Source organism: Paenibacillus sp. 2KB_20 (assembly GCF_052115765.1).
Classification (GTDB): Bacteria; Bacillota; Bacilli; order Paenibacillales; family Paenibacillaceae; genus Paenibacillus_AQ.
This window is the reverse complement of record NZ_JBFRHH010000001.1, coordinates 424,006-442,738: the sequence shown is the minus strand read 5'-3', so window position 1 is coordinate 442,738 and position 18,733 is coordinate 424,006. Positions and strand designations below refer to the sequence as shown.

Sequence of the window (18,733 nt, the reverse complement as noted above, 5' to 3'; positions counted from 1 at the left end):
CTACCTCCTCCCGGTGACATAAGCAAAGATCATCGCTTCCCGCTCGGAGGCTTGCTCTGGACTGTAGGGTCCCATATCCAGCGTGCCCCCGATCTTGCCATCTCGAATATAGATGAGGCGATTGCCGCGGCAGGCTGCCTTCATGTCGTGGGTGACCATGACAATCGATTGACCTTCCGCGTGCATCTGGCTCAATATATCAAGCACCGTAACGCCTTGCTCGTAGTTCAGGCTGCCGGTAGGCTCATCGGCGAAGATGATGTCCGGGTTATTGATGAGCGCCCTGGCGATTGCTGCCCGCTGCTGCTGTCCTCCGGATACTTGGGAAGGCAGCCGGTTGCTCTGTTCAAGGGACAGATTGACCATTAAGTCATGTGCCCGTTGTCGTACTTGCTCCTTGTCCTGATTAGCGATATATCCAGGGAGGGCAATGTTATCAAATAGCGACAGATCCGGTACAAGGTTGCTGTTTTGATAGATAAAGCCGATCTGATTCGCCCGAAAGCGTGCAAGCTCCTTGGCTGAAAATTGATCAAGGCGCTGTCCCTGCAGACAGACTTCTCCGGCTGTCACTTCATCAAGTCCGCTGAGCAAGTACAGCAAGGTGGACTTACCCGACCCCGAATCGCCCATGATGACGGTAAAGTCTCCTTCATAAATGGACAGATCGACATTGCGGATGGCATGGTATTGCTCCTTGCCGGTGGTGTATGTTTTGCATAAATTACTAGCTTGCAGCATGACGGTGTTGCTTGAAGGCATATTGTGATCTCCTCTCTTTATCTCCCACTGCCACCAAAGTATAGAGGACAAATCTTGCGCATTTGTTATCAAATTATAAATAAAGTATGACAGGAGTCAGCTAAAGGGGCAGAGTTAAGCAGAAGGTCGTTCCCTGCTGCTGTTGACTGTGAAAAGAGATCGTACCGCCATGTGCTTCCATAATATATTTGCAAATCGACAAACCCAGTCCGACCCCGTGGCGCTCGGCCAGTTGGCCGGCAGTTCGTTGTAAAACGTTACCCTGGTAGTACCGTTCAAAAATAAAAGGCATATCACGCGGGGAAATCCCGCTGCCTGTATCGGAGACGATGATCTGCAGGCAGGATGTTTCCGAGTGTTCTTCAACAGCGAGGCGAATTGTATCCCCGGTTTTGGTATGCTTCAGTGCGTTCGTGACGAGATTGGCAATGACTTGCTCGATCCGTACAGCATCGATTCGGACAAGCACGTTAGGAATCACAGCAGGCTCTTCGCAGCGTACGCCCATTGTTCGGATATAATGGCCCATCACGTTGAAGATAGGCTCCAGCGTTGGAGCGCTGTACTGCTCAATCGGATGTACGGCAATCTGTTCCAGATCACGCAGTGCGTGCAGCAGCAAATCGTCTACGAGCACGGCCATCTTACTCGTATTTGCGTGCACAACTTCAAGATAAGTCATCACACTTGGCAGATCAGGGCAAATCCCTTCGCGAATTGCTTCAATATACGCTTTGATTGTCGCCAGCGGAGTTTTCAAGTCATGAGACAGATTGGATATGAGTTCTTTATGCGACTGGCTGTGTGCAGCTTGCTGGATATGTAAATTACGAATCTCTTCACGCATGAGATCAAATACGGCATAGAGCTCCCCGACCTCATTATTGCTTGTCCATTCGGCACGCTGCTCATAGTCACCTCTCAATATAGCTTCCGCATAAGGCTTGAGTCCGGCAACAGGCTGCACCAGGTCATGCTGCACCCGGCGTCCGATGGAGAAGAATAAATAAAGCAGCGTCAAATGTGCCAGAGAAAGCATGATCCATGGCACATAAATAAAGGAGTCGGAGGAGGGCATTGCTGCGGCCAAGGCAGATGCCGGGACCGCAAATTGAGCGTAACCTACAAAGGCTTTGGTGCCCGCATCCCGCAGCGGAAAAGCGAGATGATAGTGGGGCGGTTCGCTGTCAGAAATGCGCAGCGTATAGTCTAGTTCAAAGCGCGGATTGATTGGGCGCTTCGATGAATTTTCGCTATCATAGATCAACGTTCCATCAGGAAGCACAACCTTGAGGCCGCCCCGCGTCTCCTGACTCCAGATTGTTAATTGCCGCCGGATCGGAGCGTCGGTGAGCAGTAATTCCGCATGCTCATTTTCCAAGGTATGGACGATCGGATTCGTCAGTACGCGAATTTGCTTCACAATAGTTGACGGAGCCAGCTGGTTTGAAGGTCCAATAAGAGTAAGCCAAACGACAGATAGTATCACTGTAATGATGGATAGACCAGCTGCCCAGAGTCGTCTAGCATACCAAGTTTTCCAGTCCATAGAGGCTACTCCGTTTCATCGGGGTTGAATTTATATCCGACGCCCCACACGGTTTTAATATAGGAGGACTTGATTTCGGTTCGTTCCAATTTCTCACGGAGCCGCCGAATGTAGACCGTGATCGTATTATCCTCGACATAAGCCGAATACCCCCACACATGATCCAGCAGCTGCGATTTGGTAAACACTTGATTAGGGTTGGAGGCCAAAAAGTATAGCAAATCAAATTCTTTGGCGGATAAAGAAATTTCCAGCTGTCCGACCATGACCTTGCGGGCATTTTTATCAATCGACAGGGCGCCGAATTGCAAGCGCTGCTGTGGGGATACCGGGAGTTTCGGATCTGCCATTCTGCGCAAATGTGCCTGAACGCGAGCGACCAGTTCACTGAGCGAGAAGGGCTTGGTCATGTAATCATCGGCGCCAAAACCCAGGGCAAGCACTTTGTCCGTGTCGCTGCTGCGGGCGCTCAAAATTAGAATGGGTGCAGCCGTCAATGTACGGAGCTTGCGGCACACTTCAATCCCGTCAGCGTCAGGCAACGTCAGATCGAGAATGATAAAATCCGGCTGCCGTTGGCGGACCGCCTGCAATCCGTCGCCGGCATTTTCCGTGATGAACGCGCTGAATCCCTGAACACGCAAATAGTCATTCACAATGCGCGAGATATCCTGTTCATCTTCAATGATCAGTACTGTTTTAGGAGAATTCATTAAAAAGTCGCCCCTGTTCCGTATGCTTTAAATGGTGAGTCCATTATAGCATGGGCCGAGGAAAACAAGGGGAATATTACCAGTATGGTGGTGAATGGTGACGGAATATGCGGAGAAACGGACGGAATTGAAAGAAGAGGGGGATTATGAGGCTTTGGAGTATGAGGCTTAGCGGAAATTGCCTCGCCGACTCTTCCACAACAAAGCTGCACAATCGAAATGCGGTTACCTGACCTGTCGAGAACTCAGCCAGGGGATGATTTTATTGGCATCTTAGGTGAAAAACAACAGCTATCGGGATATTCCCGATAGCTGTTGTTCATAGTGTTCGGATCAGCCCGCGGCTTTCATTATTTTGTCCATGTGCCGATCTTATAAGCTCCGTCCGAAAGGCGCTCCGTATTAGCAAAATCAACCCCGGGTTGGTTCGTGGACGGATTAAGAATCGCTATGGCCAGCTCATAGGTACCGTGTGGCAGCGCGTTGGTGGAGATAGAGCCTGAGACTGTATGCAAACCAGTCCTCCAGGTTCTTAAGTCCGCCGATGTGGATTGACGTGATACGATATGTCCCCCGCTGCGCAGCTGAACTTCAACAGGCCAGTTGAACGGGAAGTGTTGAACCCCCTTATTTTCCACAGCGACGGATACATTTAACGCACTTCCGCTATTTTCTTGTGGATATGCAACTTTCTTCAATACAAAGTGATAGCCCATTCGTTTCTTCAGCGTATCCATATTGCCTTGCAACGGATTGCCTAGCGCCAAGGAAGCTGGAGAATTCGGTCCAAGCCAGCTCGGTTTGCTAAGCTCGGTCTGCCGCAGCGTCTCATTAAAGCCGCTGCCTGTCGTGAGCGCAGCATTCATACCATAGGCACCCCCGTAAAATTCGCCGCCAGAGACGCGAGTGTCCCAGAAGTTGGCATGGTTTGGCTGCTGCTGGCCGATATCATCCCAATAACCGTTCTGTGTGCCAGTATACCATCCCCATTCGGAATCGAAGCTCGGCTGATCTCCGAACACGTCATTATACATTCCTAGAATCAGACCCTTGTTATTATTCTTGGCCAATTCCACGCTCCGTCTGATCAATAGCTGCGTATGATGCTCCTGATCGGCAAAAGCATCAATATAGTGCTGAATGTACTGGTTGGATATTGGGTTCGGAGGAAACGCGCCTGTATAGTTGCTTTCCCCGTTCGGTCCGATATAAGGCCAGGTGTGGAATTCCGCCCAATGGCCCAGCGAACCGATTTGCACAAAAGCAATCGGGCTATCGGCCGTGTTGTAATGCTCCGCAATCGCCTCAATGGCAAGCTTGTGTCTGGCGATCAAATACTCGGAACTGTAATTCGGGGAGAAGCCCGTGTTGTTGCCGGCTCCCATACCACCGGTTTCATCTTGGTAGGCTTTACCTGGAGATTGTCCCAAACTGGCCATGTCGTTGTACAGCCAGTCGGGAATATCCCGGTGAGGCACGCCGGAAGGACTGTCCAGAATAAAGCGCAGCACCACCTTGACTCCGCGGCTCTGCCAATCGTCGAAATGATTGGATGCTTCAATTGCACTGAAATCATAGTTGCCTTTGGTTGGCTCTAACTCCTTCCAGGTGACACCGGCATACACGAGACGGTGGTCCTGCGGGTAATTGGTTGATTTCGCTGAAGGAGCCCAACCCTTAAACGGGTTATTGAGCGGATCATTCAGCTCGGCTGGGTAGAATTCGATCATGTTTCCTCCCGGATTTTGTGCTTGTAAGGTATAAATGGGAAGCGGCTGGTTCTGCGCTGGCAGGCGATGGATATCCGAATTGTTGTCCAGATAACCAATGTTCACGCTGCTGCCTGCAGCTAGTCCAAGTGTAGCGAGAGGGAGTGCAACTTCGATCACAGATGAGGAACGCACGTATTGAGAAGAAGGGAGGGAGGAAGACCAATCCCAATTCCAGCTGCTGCCATTTCCGGCGTAGCGGTAAAGCGATTGATTTTCGAGGAGCCATTCAATTCCGGTCGCCCCCCATCCGAAGGCTTGATACCCGGTCGAAGCATTCTTGTCCGTATTCAGCCAGAAGCTCCCCATTGTAGTGCTAAGGCTTGAGCCTTCCACAAGCAGATAAAGATTCTTGTCATCGTGGGAAGCCTTTAAGACACCAGCGGTTCCCGAATTCGTGGCAAGCGCCGGAATCCCTTCCCAGTCACTCGGATTACCATCCACAACGATAGAAGCCGCTTCAGCAGTCGAAATAAAGAGGGGATAAGGGAGCAAGGTAAGGAGAACAGCCGTCATAATAAAAATAGCGAATGTCATTTTCATGTTAATACCCCATGCTTTCATGTCAAAACCTCCTCACAGAATGATTGGTATCATAGAGTAGCAAGTCCAAACGTCTTTGTAACAATGGATTCACTCTACCGAATCTGAAGCTCTCACCTCCTTTCCTATGTAATTTCCTTACTTCCAACATCCACCATGAAAAAAAGAGCACCGTGTCAGGTGCCTTCATGTGTAATGCGTTGATGAATATATTCATTTCAACTTCATAGTCCCTTTAAGTGGAACTGCGTACGACCAAACGGGTAGGCAAAATCACCTTCTTGGGCAGTAGTTGATTTCCGTTCATTCTGTCAATCAGGTTGTCGACGGCAACCATGCCGATTTCTTTTGTCGGTACATCGATCGTTGACAGAGGCGGATTGGAATACTTGGACACCTCGATATTGGATAGACCTATGACAGCCACTTCAGTAGGAACGGCAATGCCGTTGTTATACAAGCCGTTGAGGGCAGCCATGGCCATTAGATCGCTGCCTGCAAAGAAGGCGGTCGGGCAATTTTTGGTCTTACATAAATGATTTATTTGTTCAATGCAGACCGCTTCATCCCACATGCAATCAATAACCCAATCGGGATTCACCGACATTCCGGCAGCATGCATGGTGGCGTAGTAGCCTCGGTAACGGCGGCTGTCTTTCAGGTTATTCGTTAATCCGCTTCCCCCGATGTAACCAATCTGGGTGTGGCCTTTTTCAATGAGGTGGTTGACGGCCATCGAAGCAACATTGTAATGATCATAGCCGACATTATCGATATCCCCGCGCTCGGTATCAATCCCCACGATATAAGGGACCTGCTTGCGTATATACTCATAGGTTTCACTGTTCAACGATTCCATAAGAATCAGACCGGTAATCGGTTCGCTGAATGTATTGAATAAGATCTTGCTATCATTCAGCTCGATTCCAGTCCGGATAAAGGAAATGTTATATCCCGCACTCAGCAATCGCTCTTCCACACCGGATAAGATCGACATGAAATAAGGATCGTTGTATTTATCTTTTGTTACGCTTAGTACACAACCGATTTTGATATGCGACTTGCTCTCGGAATGATCCTTGGTTGAAACTTTTCGCTTGGGACTTGAAGTGATTTTATAGTTCAGCTGCGTAACCGCCTGCCAAACTCGTTCCCGGGTTTCGTCCGTAATTTTATATTTCGTATCATTGTTTAACACTCTGGATACGGTGGCAGTAGATACATTTGCTAATTTAGCAACATCCCGAATGGTACTCATAAATAAACACATTCTCCTTTTTAGTTACGAATAGTCACCATTTAGAGTTTATAGGAATGTCACATGGTAAACAATGATGGACCTGTTGGTTGTTTTGTTGCGTTAGTTTGTTGCGTTATTCCGTTACGTTCTAAGTTTACAGTCATTCATGATTAAAATCAATCATAACATGTTCCTGTCGTGCAATGTTACTAGAATTTTTTTAAAAATCTAAAATTATTATTGCAAGGATATGCATGGATGATATAACATGAAGTCACGAAACAACACATGTGTTTACACTGCTTTGTTACGTAACATTAACGTAACAAAATAACCGTTTGAGCAGGCGGCGGGGGGCTGATTAGAACATGAACAAAGCTGTAACGGTTTACCCCAAGATTTTAGAAGACATTCTAAACAACCCAGGCGTTGGTTTTATAGCAGCACCGGGGTTAATGGGGGACCCGGATCGGATCTGCGACAACCGAGGGGAAGAGCAGAAGAAGTATAAGTTCACGGAAGACAGCAGAACGTACAATCATCCCGACAGTAAAGTGTATTTCTGCAGCGCGCGCTGGCGGGACTTGGAAGTTCGCCAAGGGGAGTACAGCTGGGAAGTTCTTGAGGAAAAGCTGGACTACGCCAAATCGCTAGGCTGTACGGCCGTGGTTCGCTGTTCCCCATACGCGTTAAGCGAAGAAGATGATATACCAGCTTGGTATCGTGCGGAACATCCGGAGGAGCCCGACTTTCCGTTCTGGAGGGTAGACCCTGAGACCACACCCTATGTGTTGTATTGGTCTGACTTTATCAAGGCGTTTGCCGCACGGTTTGACGGACACCCAATCATAAGCTCGATTGATTTGACGATTGTAGGGGCCTGGGGAGAAGGCGGCGGAACGGAGTTTTTAAAGCCGGAGGCCATTAAGCGCATTACAGATGCTTACTTGGATGGGTTTAAAATAACCCCTCTCCAAGCTCTGCTGCATGATCCCCTGTCGATCAGCATCATGAAGGAGCGCAAAGCCAAAGTGGGCTTTCGCGTCGATTGCTTGGGTGATATGGGCGGCTTTCATGGAAAACAGTGGTCTCATATGACGGATTTCTATCCCCAGAATATTCAGAAGTTCAACATGGGAGATGCCTGGGAGAAGGCTCCGATTCTATTTGAAGCATGCTGGCACATGAATGATTGGTATCTTCAGGGCTGGGATATGGATTATATCATTCAAGAAACGCTGAAGTGGCACATTTCTTCCTTTAACAACAAAGGAACGGTAGTTCCTGAACCGTGGAAAGAGAAGGTCAAGGCTTGGCTGAACAAGATGGGATACCGCTTTGAATTGAGGAAATTCACGTACGATTCGATGGTGAATGCGGGTGGTCGGCTAACAATCAGTGCGTTGTGGGCTAATGTAGGAGTGGCCCCGATCTATAATCACTATCCGCTGGTCGTGAGGCTTACCGGCCATGATCAAACCTATACACTGCGCAGCAGAGAGGACATCAGGGAGTGGCTGCCGGACGAAGATATTGCTTGGGAAGAGAGTTTCCATTTACCCGGTAATATGTCCGAAGGCGAATATCATTTGGAGATTGGCATCGAAACCGGAGTTAAGGAAATCGGGAATATCCAGCTGGCGATCGAGGGGAACAATGACGGCTATTACCCGATGGGCAAGCTAATCGTTGAACGGGGGAGAAAAGGAAATGGAGAGTCTGTTGAATTTTAACGAGTGTATCGCAATCTGCAACTTTGATTATCTGCCAGAAGGATTGGAAGCTAAATATAATCGCCATAAACCGGACAGTAAGCCCCATCTTATCCCGCGGGAGTTCTTGTCTGGAATCTTTGAGCAGCATCAAATTCCTGAACCTACCCGCCAACGGCTGGTTCATGGGGTTGAGGCGATAGAGAAAGATGCCGTACTACTTCACTTCACCCAATTTTTGGTAGATGATATGTGCACTTTGCGCAATCGCTGTGATGAGACTCATTATACGAATATGACACCAGGATGCATGGAGCAATACGGAGAATTATACTCCTTTCTTTTGCTGCTGGCCTGCGTTGTTCCTTCCATGAACATGCTGGAGGCGCGTTCCGTGCCTAAAGCCTACTACGAGCAGATCCCTCACCAGCCCCTGAAGCTTCAATTGGAAAAATTGGTGGAGCACGGCGATGCCAAGGTTCATGATTTTCCATGGGTGATGAATTTTTATACCTGCTCCATCTTTCTGTTAGACCGGTTTTATTTTATCCCCTACCGATTTGAGGATCCTTTCACCATGTTCCGTCATGTGGACACGCAGGAGGTTATTGCCCTTCGGCACGCAGGCGAAGAATTTCGCAGTGATGGACAACGGAACGGCATCAATGATGTATATGATCTTCAAGGAAACTTCACCTCAGAATGGCACGAGAATGCCGAGTTTGTCATCGCTAATCGGATAAATCCCATGGGATTCGTAGAAAGAGAAACAACGCCGATCCTTAAGAAGGAATGGGAGCCGGCACTTCAAAAAGGGGATACGCTGTTAGCCCTTCACATTCCATCTGGCCCCGGGTACACACCGGACAGGTTGAAGAGCTCCATGAAGATGGCCACTGCATTCTATGACCAGTACTTTCCGGAGTTATCCATCAAAGGTTTCTGGAGCTCAAGCTGGCTTTATGATACAAGGCTGTCGCTTATCCTGGACCATCAAAGAAGCAATATCGTCCTCGTTCAACGACAATTCTATAATTATCCGACCATGGAAGGGGACGGCATGCTGCGTTATGAAGCCTTTGGAGACAGGAAGGCAGACCCGGTCCGAAACCCAGGCGAATATACAACCTCCCTGCAAAAAGCAGCAGCGGCGTATATGGAGACGGGAGCCCGTTTTAACACATTAAGCATGATTGTATTGCGGGAAGATATCGATAAGATTGGCAGCCGGCCATATATAACCGATGCAGATATCGAGCAATTCCATAGAACCGTTGACAGCCATTTGCAAAGGAGAGAAGAGGATGGGGAAATACTCGCTCGAAAACTACGAGAAGTATAAAACCGTAAAAATCCGACCGCAGCCCTTATCGAATAGCGAGCATGATGCAAGCCAGGGACCATTCGAATACGTCTCCTTTTCCTGGAGAGCGCTTGAGCCGGTTCGAGGAGAATACAGACTTGAAGCGATCCATGAAGCACTGCGTACGGCCCAAAACCCCATTCTTGTCCTGGTACCGGAATTGCCGATCTGGGCTCCGGATTACGCACCTGATTGTTTTGCCGCTTTGATCCGAAAAGTCGGGAGTTATATCGACTCCGACAGACGCTTAACAGCCGTTCTGATATCAACCTTAGCTGACAGTAAGGAAGAATGGAACGCTTATGTGGAGTCGTTTGAAACGCAGACGCTGCTAGCCGAACTGCAGAATGACAGATTGATTCAACATTTAAGAGAACGCAGTCGCGGATTTGGCCTGCTGGTGAAGTGCGGTGAGGAGAATTGGATCGAATGCTGTGAAGCTTTTGCCATACATAAGCTGCAGAAAGTATGGAAGCGTTACCAGGTGGTCCTTCATGTGACTGATAACGTTTGCGGTCCTCATACAAGACGCGAGGCGTATCGCTGGCACGCCGGCCTCTCCAATCTGAATATAGGGCTTGGATATCATATAACTTTACGTAGACTGACTTATCCGGAAACGGTATATAGCCGTGGGAGCTTGCCGCTGCGATTCTGGTTCGTCAACGCGGGCAGTTCGAGAATTTATCGGGAGTTTCAGTTATGGGTGCAGTTAAAGCAGGGGGAGGTTTCCTATGAGTATCCCCTGCACGCAGCCACGCATTCCTGGTTAACCGGAGACCTTGTCCATAACGAGATGGTCCCCCTAAAGGATATGTTACCGGGAAAATATACGCTGAGTATAGCACTCTATTTCGAAGACCGGTCGTATATCCCCCTGCATATACAGAATCCGCAGCAGGATGGGTATTATGAGGCAGGCATGATACAAGTCGAAATATCCAATGAGGATCCGCTTATGAATATTTGGGATGCCTATTATCCGGAAGGATATTATCCCTTGGAAGATCCTGTGGTTCCAGAACAGGAGTAGATTGTTTAGGACAAATTAAAGTTCGCTGGAGGTTATGGAATTGAAACTAGCATTAATTGGTGCAGGACAAAGAGGCATGATCTATTCAAGGCATGCTTACCAAAGTGAGGAAATTGTGGCGGTAATCGAGCCGGATGTCGGCAGAAGAAAGGCAGCGGCGGATGAGTTTCAGATTCCGCTGGAGAAACAATTTGCATCCGTAGACGAATTTTATCGACTCGGTAAAATTTGCGATGCCGTCATCATCTCTTCCATGGACAAGGACCATTATGAGCAAACAATGAAGGCGCTTGATCTTGGTTATGATATTTTGCTCGAGAAGCCCATTTCACCAAGTCCTGAAGAAAGCTTGAGAATACAACGAAAAGCCAATGAAACAGGCCGGAAAGTGATTGTATGCCATGTGCTCAGATATACGAACTTCTTTGCGGAAATCAAGAAAATCATCGATAGCAATGAGCTCGGCAAGATCGTGACCATACAGCACAACGAGAACATCGGCAATTTCCATATGGCACATTCTTTCGTAAGAGGCAATTGGAGAAGAAGCGATCTGGCGAGTCCGATCATCATGCAGAAGTCCTGCCATGACATGGATATTCTATCCTGGCTTGTGGACAGCGGGGCGAAACGAATCTCTTCGTACGGAAGCCTTACGTATTTCAAAGAGGAGAATGCACCGGCAGGCAGTGCGGAACGATGCCTCGACTGCAAGGTAGCTGCGGACTGCCGATTCGATGCAAGAAAAGCCTATTTGCCTGTAAGGGGCCAATGGCCGGCTGCCGTCATTTCGGCGGATCAAAGCGAAGAGGGACTGCTCCAAGCGCTCGCAACGAGTCCTTACGGACGCTGCGTTTATCGGATGGACAATGATGTGTGTGATCATCAGGTGACCATTATCGAGTTTAAGAACGGGGTTACGGCAACGTTTAACTTGAGCGGATTTACGAATAAAATGTACCGCACGCTCAAAATCATGTGCGAGCATGGGGAGATCCGCGGGGATGACAGTTTGAATGTTATTGAAGTCACCCGCTTTAACTCCAATATGGCAGAACCTGTTCAGCAAACCGTCATTCGGCCGGCAACGGTGAGCGGCGGACATAACGGCGGCGATACTGGTCTGATGAACGACTTTTTGGAGAATCTGGGGAATGCCGACTTCAGCAGCAGATCCTCCATCGACATGTCCGTTGAAAGCCATATGATGGCCTATGCCGCGGAAGAGGCGAGAATTACCGGTAACGTGATCGATCTGGATGAACTAAAGATGAAGCTGCAACACGGCATTACAGTATAGTCGTGTAATCACATGTAAAGGGGTGATGGAATGAGTTCGGCTGTTAAGGGATTTCTCTATGAAATAAAAAAACACAGGATCCTGTATCTCATGTGCGTGCCCGCGCTGATTGTGCTGATCATGTTCTCCTATATCCCGTTTGCCGGGATATGGATGGCGTTTACCGATTTCAATGTGGTCGACGGCATCTTCGGCAGCAAATTTGTGGGTCTGGACAACTTCAAATACTTTTTCTCGGAAAACAGCATGGGATGGAAGGTTACCTATAATACGCTGTACATCAACTTTTTCGGTCTCATATTGGGCATTATCATTCCTGTCAGCATTGCCATTCTGATCAATGAAATTCGGCATAAAGCCTACAAAAAGATCGCTCAAAGCATGATGTTTTTTCCGTATTTCATATCATGGGTTGTCGTCGGGGCGATTCTGTACGGAATTTTCTCCACGGATGTGGGCGTAGCGAATCATATTTTGAAGTTCTTCGGTGCAGAGCCGATCTCCTGGTACTCGGAGCCAAAATATTGGAAGTGGATCATCATTCTGTCGAGCGTCTGGAAATGGAGCGGCTACAGTTCCATTGTCTACATGGCGGCGATGTCCAATTTTGACGGGAGCTTATACGAAGCGGCCAAGGTGGATGGCGCCAACAAATTGCAGCAGATTCTTTTCTTGACCGTGCCCATGCTGAAGCCGACGATCATCGTTTTGAGCTTGCTGAGCGTCGGACGAATCTTCTACGGGGACTTTGGGATGATTTACGGTATTGTCGGCAACAACCCGGTCCTGGCTGAAGAAGTCACGGTCATCGATACCTATGTTTATCAGTCGATGCGTACGCTGGGCTTTTCTTACTCGACGGCAATCGGGCTATTCCAGTCCTTGATGGGCTTGATCCTGATTACGGCTGCTAACAAATCCGCTAAGAAAATAAACGACGGAGAGGGTCTATTTTGATGATGGAAAAGAATAGATTGCTTGGTGATAAATTGGTGATAGCCTTTGCATATGTATTCATTGGCTTATTCGCACTCGTTTGTCTGTATCCTCTTGTATTAACGTTAAGCGTGTCCTTTTCTTCGGAACAGGCCGTTGCGAGAAACGGATATTCGATCATCCCACTGAGCCCCAGCTTGGATACCTATAAATATATCTTTGTTAATAGTGGAATGAAATTGCTCAAATCCTATGGCGTGACCCTGTTTGTAACCACTGTGGGGACGTTCGGGGCTCTGTTGATTACCAGCATGATTGCATTTTCCCTATCCATAAAAAAGCTAAAATACCGCAACGTGCTCGCCTTCATTAGCAACTTTACGATTATCTTTTCAGCCGGTTTGATTCCGTGGTACATGGTCAGCGTCAATTATTACGGATTGAAGAACAGCATTCTGGCCTTGATCCTGCCGTCCATATTCAGCGTATGGAACATGTTTCTGATGCGAACGTACTTTGCAAGCATCTCTCCGTCTTTATATGAAGCGGCCGAGATGGATGGCGCCAATTATTTTACGATCTACGTAAAAGTCGCTCTTCCATTAAGCAAGACCGCACTGTTGACGGTCGGTTTAATGTATGCGCTTCAATATTGGAATGATTGGTGGCACGCGCTGATCTTTATTAACGAACGCGATTTATTTCCGCTTCAATATTTCCTCTACAACATTCTGTCGAACGTCAATGCGATAAGCTCCGGACGGATTCCGTCAGGGGCATCAGGCAACATCACATTGCCTGCGGAAACCGTGAAGATGGCCATTACGGTCATTACGATCGGTCCGATCATTTTCCTGTATCCTTACATTCAAAAATACTTCGTGCACGGGATTATGGCCGGAGCGGTAAAAGAATAGACACCTGCGTGGTTATTGGCCGATTCAGGCTTTTAACATAGATTAACCATTTTATTAGGGAGGGTCTTTCATGAAAGCAAGGAAAATGCTGATCTTATTGGTTTTATTGATCGCATCCGTTTCGGTAATGGCAGGATGCAGCGGCAAAAAAGAGGGGGCAGCCGCGCTCGAAACCGTCACGATTCTGTACCCAGGGGAACGAAGCGATCGCATGAACGAATTTCTAAACAACGAATTTGCAGAGAAAATGGCAGCCGATCTCGGTCTGAAGGTCGAAGTCACATTTGTGCCGTGGGCCCAGTATTGGGAACAAAAAGATATCATGCTGGCCGCAAATGAACCGATCGATTTATATTGGGATGGACTCCCGGACCTTTCGACGATCGTCAACAAGAAACAAGCCATGGTATTGGATGATTTAATCCAGGAATATGGTCAGGATATGTTGAAAGTTTTGCCGATGGAACAGCTTCAAGGCGCAACGATCGATGGGAAAATTCATGGCATTCCGTCGGCATATGCACCGTCCTCGGCCATGTACCAGTTGGTTGCCGTCCGTCAGGATATTCTCGAAGCCGTGGGGATGACCGACTTGAAGACTGCCGATGATCTAAAAGAATTCGCAACAAAGGCGAAAGCCAAGTTTCCTGAAATGAAAGGACCTGCCGATGTCGTCTTTAAACCTTTAACCCGATATTTTGCCGATGAACAATATAACTGGATCGCCGTAGAAGATTTGGTCGTATTCGGGGAAGACAGTAAAAAAGCATACAGTTATTATGAAACAGAGGCTTTCCAGCAAGTAGCGAAGTTTAACCGTGGAATGTATGATGCAGGGTTATATACAGAGGATCTGACCATTAAATACAATGAGAGAGACTCTCGTATGCAGACAGGCTTATATTTATGGGTTGAAGGCTCTTTGGGCAAGGAAATGGAAATTATTAATACAATCAAAGCCAATGCACCGGATGCCAAAGTTAAAACGTACCTGTTAGCCGAGGATAAACCGCGCTATGTGACAGCCACAGGCGGAGAAGTTCTTGGCATACCAGTAAATGCTCCTAATCCGGAAGGAGCCATGAAGTTTGTGAACTGGATTTATAAATCCCAGGAAAATTACCAGTTTGCCCTCTATGGCGTCGAAGGCAAGGATTACGAGATTGTGGATGGAAGAATCAATAAGCTGACCCCTAGCGAATTCTTCTATGAATGGATGTTCAGAAACCAAAATTACCAATTGTTCGGGCCGGATGTGGCACAAGAGTCCATCGATAAGTATAAGAGCTGGGATGACCAGGCTGTACGATCCGCTTCATTGGGCTTCCGATTTAATAATGAGAAAGTCAAATCTATCGAAACAGCTCTGAAAGAAGTCGTTGGCAAGGACTTAGCTGCTATACGTTCCGGTTTTGTGGACTTTGAAACAGCGTATCCTAAGGCCATTCAGAAGCTAAAGAAGGCAGGCATTGATGAATATGTAGCTGAGGTACAACGTCAGTTAGATGAGTTTTTGGCGGGGAAATAAAAGCGTATACCGTGTCGACCCATAGATTCGAAGGAGACTACGAATCTGCCTATGGAAACATGGCTATCCGAAACCTAATAAGAGAGCGGCAGGGTCTGATTTGACTCTGCCGCTCTAGTTTTTTAAAACGTAATCAACATGCTAAGAATGTTGCCAAAGTTCCCTCTGTTAGAATGACGACAGCGTTTCCAAAAAATATATTGAAACGTTTCCAATTTGGTGTTATGATGATTTCCATAAAAGAGAGAATAAGTGGGGGGTTAGATGTCTAGTATTAAAGATGTTGCCAATTTAGCTGGCGTAGCTGTGGGAACTGTGTCCCGCGTCATTAACAATTCGGGCGCCGTTAAACCCGCAACGCGCAGAAAAGTCGAGCAGGCCATACAAGAGTTGAATTATATTCCTAATGAGATTGCCCGAAATTTTAAAATGCGGAAGTCCAAGATGGTAGCCTTGCTGCTCCCGAGTATCTGGCATCCCTTTTTCTCCGAACTGGCTTATTATATTGAAGATGAGTTGGATCGGGAAGGTTTTAAGCTCATGCTATGCAATAGCGGCGGCAAACCTGAAAAGGAATTGTATTATCTTGATATGCTTCAGCAAAACAAAGTGGCAGGTATTGTCGGCATTACGTACAACGATATTGAAAATTACGTTAGCAATGACATTCCGATTGTCAGTATCGACAGGCATTTCAACAAGAAAATCACATGCGTCACTTCGGATAATTATGAAGGTGGGCGTCTGGCGTTAAGGGAACTTGTCAAAGCTGGGTCCCGAAAACCTGCCTTTTTGGGGAGTGTCACTTCCGTTTTCAGTGAAACCATGAATCGGAAGGAAGGCTTCATTCAGGAGGCCAGTACAATGGGAGTCGATTATGTTATATACGAGAAGACAGACCCCGTTGTGGACGACGATGCCTATTATGGCGAGTTTCTTAATGAGTATCGGGACGTGGACGGCATTTTTGCTATTACGGATATGTTCGCCGCCAAGTATATCGAAAGAGCAGGTAGGCTGGGCATTCGCGTTCCAGAGGATGTAAAGGTCATCGGGTATGACGGGATTCAGGATCATCCGTATTTCCATCCAATATTGTCAACGATCAGACAGCCTGTAGAGGAGATGGCACGTACGACGATCAGGCTGCTTTTCAAAAAGATTGATGGCGAAACATTGGACCGAGAAGTTTATCGTCTTCCGGTCATGTTTAGGCAAGGTGAAACGACTTGATTGTTCCTCAGAATAAAAAGGCTTTACCAGTATTGGAAAAACATCAACTGCCACGGCTGTTTCACCGGTGGATTAACCGGGTGACGTTTTTCTCATGGAAAATTGGAAACGTTTCAATTAAATTGGAAACGTTTCAATAACGTAAAATCATTTTACGAAGAAAGGGAGTATGACGATGATTTCACGAGATTCCGGGGGACAACAACCCCTGATCAAAGAAAATCGTAAAACTTGGAGTCGAGTCAAACGCAACTACGAGCTGTATCTGTTCCTGCTGCCGATCATTCTGGTTTACCTCCTGTTCAAGTACTATCCGATGTATGGAGTACAAATTGCATTTAAGGATTTTTCACCGAGCCAGGGCATTTGGGGCAGCGAATGGGTAGGTTTCCAGCATTTTATTGATTTTTTCAATTCTTATAACTTCTGGATCATCATGAAAAATACGCTAACCCTCAGTTTTCTATCGCTTGTGTTCAGCTTCCCGGCTCCGATTATTATCGCGATCATGCTGAATCAGATGCTGGGCAAGCGATACAAGAAATTTATCCAGACCGTCATTTATGCACCGCACTTTATTTCTACCGTTGTGCTCGTCGGTATGCTCCATGTTTTTTTATCTCCAAACAGCGGACTCGTGAACCTCATCATTACCTGGTTCGGAGGAGAACCCATTCTATTCATGGCTGACGAGGGATGGTTCCGTCCATTGTACATTTTGTCAGGCATATGGCAAGAGACCGGTTTCGCCACGATTATTTACCTGGCTGCGCTTGCCGGGGTTAATCCCGAACTGCATGAGGCCGCGATTATGGATGGAGCAAGTAAATGGAAGCGTGTATGGTACGTGGACATTCCGTCCATCTTGCCAACCATTGTCATTCTGCTAATTCTCGCACTCGGGAACGTCATGAGCATCGGTTTCGAGAAAGCATTTCTAATGCAAAGCGATCTGAACTATGCGACTTCGAATATTATTCCAACCTATGTATATGAATTGGGGATTCAGAAGGCGCAGTACAGCTTTTCTACGGCAGTCGGACTGTTTAACTCCGTCATCAATATCATCCTGATTGTCACCGTCAACCGGATCGCCAAAAAATTAACGGAAACCAGTCTTTGGTAGGGGGGATTCACTTTGAACCAGTTATTGAAGAGAAAAAGCAGAGGAGACGCATGGTTCGACGCCATCAACTATTTCTTCTTGACCGTAGTCATGCTGATCGTATTATTTCCGCTGTATTTTGTGCTGATTGCTTCATTCAGTGATCCCAATCTCATCTATTCGGGGGAAGTATGGTTATTTCCGAAGGGTTTTACGCTCGATGGCTATGAACGAATATTCAATGACTCCTCCATTTGGATCGGGTATGCCAACTCCCTGCTATACGCGGGTATTGGAACTTTGATCGGAGTAGCGGTTACCGTATTTGCCGCTTACCCGTTAGCCCGTAAGGATCTAGTTGGAAGACCTGTTATCATGTGGTTCTTATTGATCACCATGTTTTTTAGCGGTGGGTTGATCCCTACGTATTTGTTAATCAAGGATCTTCACATGCTGAACACGATCTGGGCACTTGTGATCCCCGGTGCCGGCGGCATCATGAATGTCATTATCGTAAGGACTTTTTTTCAGTCCTCCATCCCGGATGAAATGTGGGAAGCTGCTTCGATCGACGGTTGTTCCAACACCCGATTTTTCTGGAGCATTGTATTGCCTTTATCCAAGTCCATAATAGCCGTCATGGTACTGTATCATGTCGTCGGTTTCTGGAACGGTTTCTTTGATGCTCTGATCTATTTGAACGACGAAAGTAAATATCCGCTGCAACTGGTGCTGCGCAACATTCTCGTCCAGAATCAGGTGAACTCTGGCATGATGGTGGACGTGGAATCCTACGCGGCGAAGATGCGCGTAACGGAGCTGATCAAATACGGCGTCATCATTGTATCCAGTCTGCCGCTGCTGATTCTCTATCCTTTCCTGCAGAAGTACTTTGTCAAAGGCGTTATGATCGGATCGATCAAAGGATGATGAAGACATGATACTTGAAAGGGGGGATGCGCAGCAGAATCGATATATCAGCATCCAGACCACTATAGAGAAAGACAAAGTAATGTATCAATCTTGCGTA

General features: G+C 47.3%; 15 protein-coding genes. 10 read left to right on the top strand and 5 right to left on the bottom strand.

Translation table 11 applies throughout. The annotated features are described in order from the left end of the window. The 5 genes from AB4124_RS02030 to AB4124_RS02010 form a co-directional block, all read right to left on the bottom strand. On the bottom strand, positions 1-762 hold the full coding sequence (locus tag AB4124_RS02030) for an ABC transporter ATP-binding protein (RefSeq protein ID WP_430105968.1): 762 nt from the start codon (positions 760-762) through the stop codon (positions 1-3). 100 nt (positions 763-862) lie between these two features. Beyond that, positions 863-2,311 carry an ATP-binding protein gene (locus tag AB4124_RS02025; RefSeq protein ID WP_441970861.1) on the bottom strand — a complete coding sequence of 483 codons (1,449 nt, stop codon included), beginning with the start codon at positions 2,309-2,311 and terminating at the stop codon, positions 863-865. A gap of 5 nt (positions 2,312-2,316) precedes the next feature. Next, positions 2,317-3,024, bottom strand: coding sequence for a response regulator transcription factor (locus AB4124_RS02020; RefSeq protein ID WP_430105964.1), 708 nt, complete (start codon positions 3,022-3,024; stop codon positions 2,317-2,319). A gap of 350 nt (positions 3,025-3,374) precedes the next feature. After that, positions 3,375-5,357: a DUF4832 domain-containing protein gene (locus AB4124_RS02015; RefSeq protein ID WP_430105961.1), complete on the bottom strand. Its 1,983-nt coding sequence runs from the start codon at positions 5,355-5,357 to the stop codon at positions 3,375-3,377. A 214-nt stretch (positions 5,358-5,571) separates the two neighbouring features. Beyond that, positions 5,572-6,594, bottom strand: coding sequence for a LacI family DNA-binding transcriptional regulator (locus AB4124_RS02010; RefSeq protein WP_441970858.1), 1,023 nt, complete (start codon positions 6,592-6,594; stop codon positions 5,572-5,574). A 350-nt stretch (positions 6,595-6,944) separates the two neighbouring features. On the opposite strand from AB4124_RS02010, the gene AB4124_RS02005 reads away from it, so the two are divergent. From AB4124_RS02005 to AB4124_RS01960, 10 genes are all read left to right on the top strand, one after another. Beyond that, a complete protein-coding gene (locus AB4124_RS02005) occupies positions 6,945-8,309 on the top strand; it encodes a DUF4832 domain-containing protein (protein WP_441970856.1) in 1,365 nt (454 codons plus the stop codon). Further along, the gene (locus AB4124_RS02000) at positions 8,287-9,630 is read left to right on the top strand and encodes an acyltransferase domain-containing protein (protein WP_441970854.1); all 1,344 of its coding nucleotides are present in this window, start codon (positions 8,287-8,289) and stop codon (positions 9,628-9,630) included. Before AB4124_RS02005 ends, AB4124_RS02000 begins: the two co-directional genes overlap by 23 nt. After that, positions 9,593-10,684, top strand: a complete 1,092-nt coding sequence (locus tag AB4124_RS01995) for a DUF4832 domain-containing protein (RefSeq protein WP_441970853.1) — start codon at positions 9,593-9,595, stop codon at positions 10,682-10,684. The genes AB4124_RS02000 and AB4124_RS01995 overlap by 38 nt, the downstream gene beginning before the upstream one ends. 40 nt (positions 10,685-10,724) lie before the next feature. Beyond that, complete coding sequence (locus AB4124_RS01990; RefSeq protein WP_441970851.1) at positions 10,725-11,984, top strand: Gfo/Idh/MocA family protein; 1,260 nt, start codon at positions 10,725-10,727, stop codon at positions 11,982-11,984. Positions 11,985-12,014: 30 nt separating this feature from the next. Further along, on the top strand, positions 12,015-12,941 hold the full coding sequence (locus tag AB4124_RS01985; protein ID WP_076324239.1) for an ABC transporter permease: 927 nt from the start codon (positions 12,015-12,017) through the stop codon (positions 12,939-12,941). After that, positions 12,941-13,837 (top strand): carbohydrate ABC transporter permease, encoded by an 897-nt coding sequence (locus AB4124_RS01980; protein ID WP_076324238.1) that lies wholly within the window; start codon positions 12,941-12,943, stop codon positions 13,835-13,837. Before AB4124_RS01985 ends, AB4124_RS01980 begins: the two co-directional genes overlap by 1 nt. A 70-nt stretch (positions 13,838-13,907) precedes the next feature. Beyond that, positions 13,908-15,365, top strand: a complete 1,458-nt coding sequence (locus tag AB4124_RS01975; protein WP_441970848.1) for an ABC transporter substrate-binding protein — start codon at positions 13,908-13,910, stop codon at positions 15,363-15,365. Between the two features lie 264 nt (positions 15,366-15,629). Beyond that, positions 15,630-16,598 (top strand): LacI family DNA-binding transcriptional regulator, encoded by a 969-nt coding sequence (locus AB4124_RS01970; RefSeq protein ID WP_430105953.1) that lies wholly within the window; start codon positions 15,630-15,632, stop codon positions 16,596-16,598. A gap of 175 nt (positions 16,599-16,773) precedes the next feature. After that, complete coding sequence (locus tag AB4124_RS01965) at positions 16,774-17,724, top strand: ABC transporter permease (RefSeq protein ID WP_430105952.1); 951 nt, start codon at positions 16,774-16,776, stop codon at positions 17,722-17,724. Positions 17,725-17,736: 12 nt separating this feature from the next. Further along, positions 17,737-18,633, top strand: a complete 897-nt coding sequence (locus AB4124_RS01960; RefSeq protein ID WP_036663520.1) for a carbohydrate ABC transporter permease — start codon at positions 17,737-17,739, stop codon at positions 18,631-18,633. Positions 18,634-18,733: the final 100 nt, after the last annotated feature.

Coding starts and splice junctions, on each gene's coding strand:
- AB4124_RS02030 (WP_430105968.1), bottom strand. CDS start 762: ATGCCTTCAAGCAACACCGTCATGCTGCAAGCTAGTAATTTATGCAAA.
- AB4124_RS02025 (WP_441970861.1), bottom strand. CDS start 2,311: ATGGACTGGAAAACTTGGTATGCTAGACGACTCTGGGCAGCTGGTCTA.
- AB4124_RS02020 (WP_430105964.1), bottom strand. CDS start 3,024: ATGAATTCTCCTAAAACAGTACTGATCATTGAAGATGAACAGGATATC.
- AB4124_RS02015 (WP_430105961.1), bottom strand. CDS start 5,357: ATGAAAGCATGGGGTATTAACATGAAAATGACATTCGCTATTTTTATT.
- AB4124_RS02010 (WP_441970858.1), bottom strand. CDS start 6,594: ATGAGTACCATTCGGGATGTTGCTAAATTAGCAAATGTATCTACTGCC.
- AB4124_RS02005 (WP_441970856.1), top strand. CDS start 6,945: ATGAACAAAGCTGTAACGGTTTACCCCAAGATTTTAGAAGACATTCTA.
- AB4124_RS02000 (WP_441970854.1), top strand. CDS start 8,287: ATGGAGAGTCTGTTGAATTTTAACGAGTGTATCGCAATCTGCAACTTT.
- AB4124_RS01995 (WP_441970853.1), top strand. CDS start 9,593: ATGGGGAAATACTCGCTCGAAAACTACGAGAAGTATAAAACCGTAAAA.
- AB4124_RS01985 (WP_076324239.1), top strand. CDS start 12,015: ATGAGTTCGGCTGTTAAGGGATTTCTCTATGAAATAAAAAAACACAGG.
- AB4124_RS01980 (WP_076324238.1), top strand. CDS start 12,941: ATGATGGAAAAGAATAGATTGCTTGGTGATAAATTGGTGATAGCCTTT.
- AB4124_RS01975 (WP_441970848.1), top strand. CDS start 13,908: ATGAAAGCAAGGAAAATGCTGATCTTATTGGTTTTATTGATCGCATCC.
- AB4124_RS01970 (WP_430105953.1), top strand. CDS start 15,630: ATGTCTAGTATTAAAGATGTTGCCAATTTAGCTGGCGTAGCTGTGGGA.
- AB4124_RS01965 (WP_430105952.1), top strand. CDS start 16,774: ATGATTTCACGAGATTCCGGGGGACAACAACCCCTGATCAAAGAAAAT.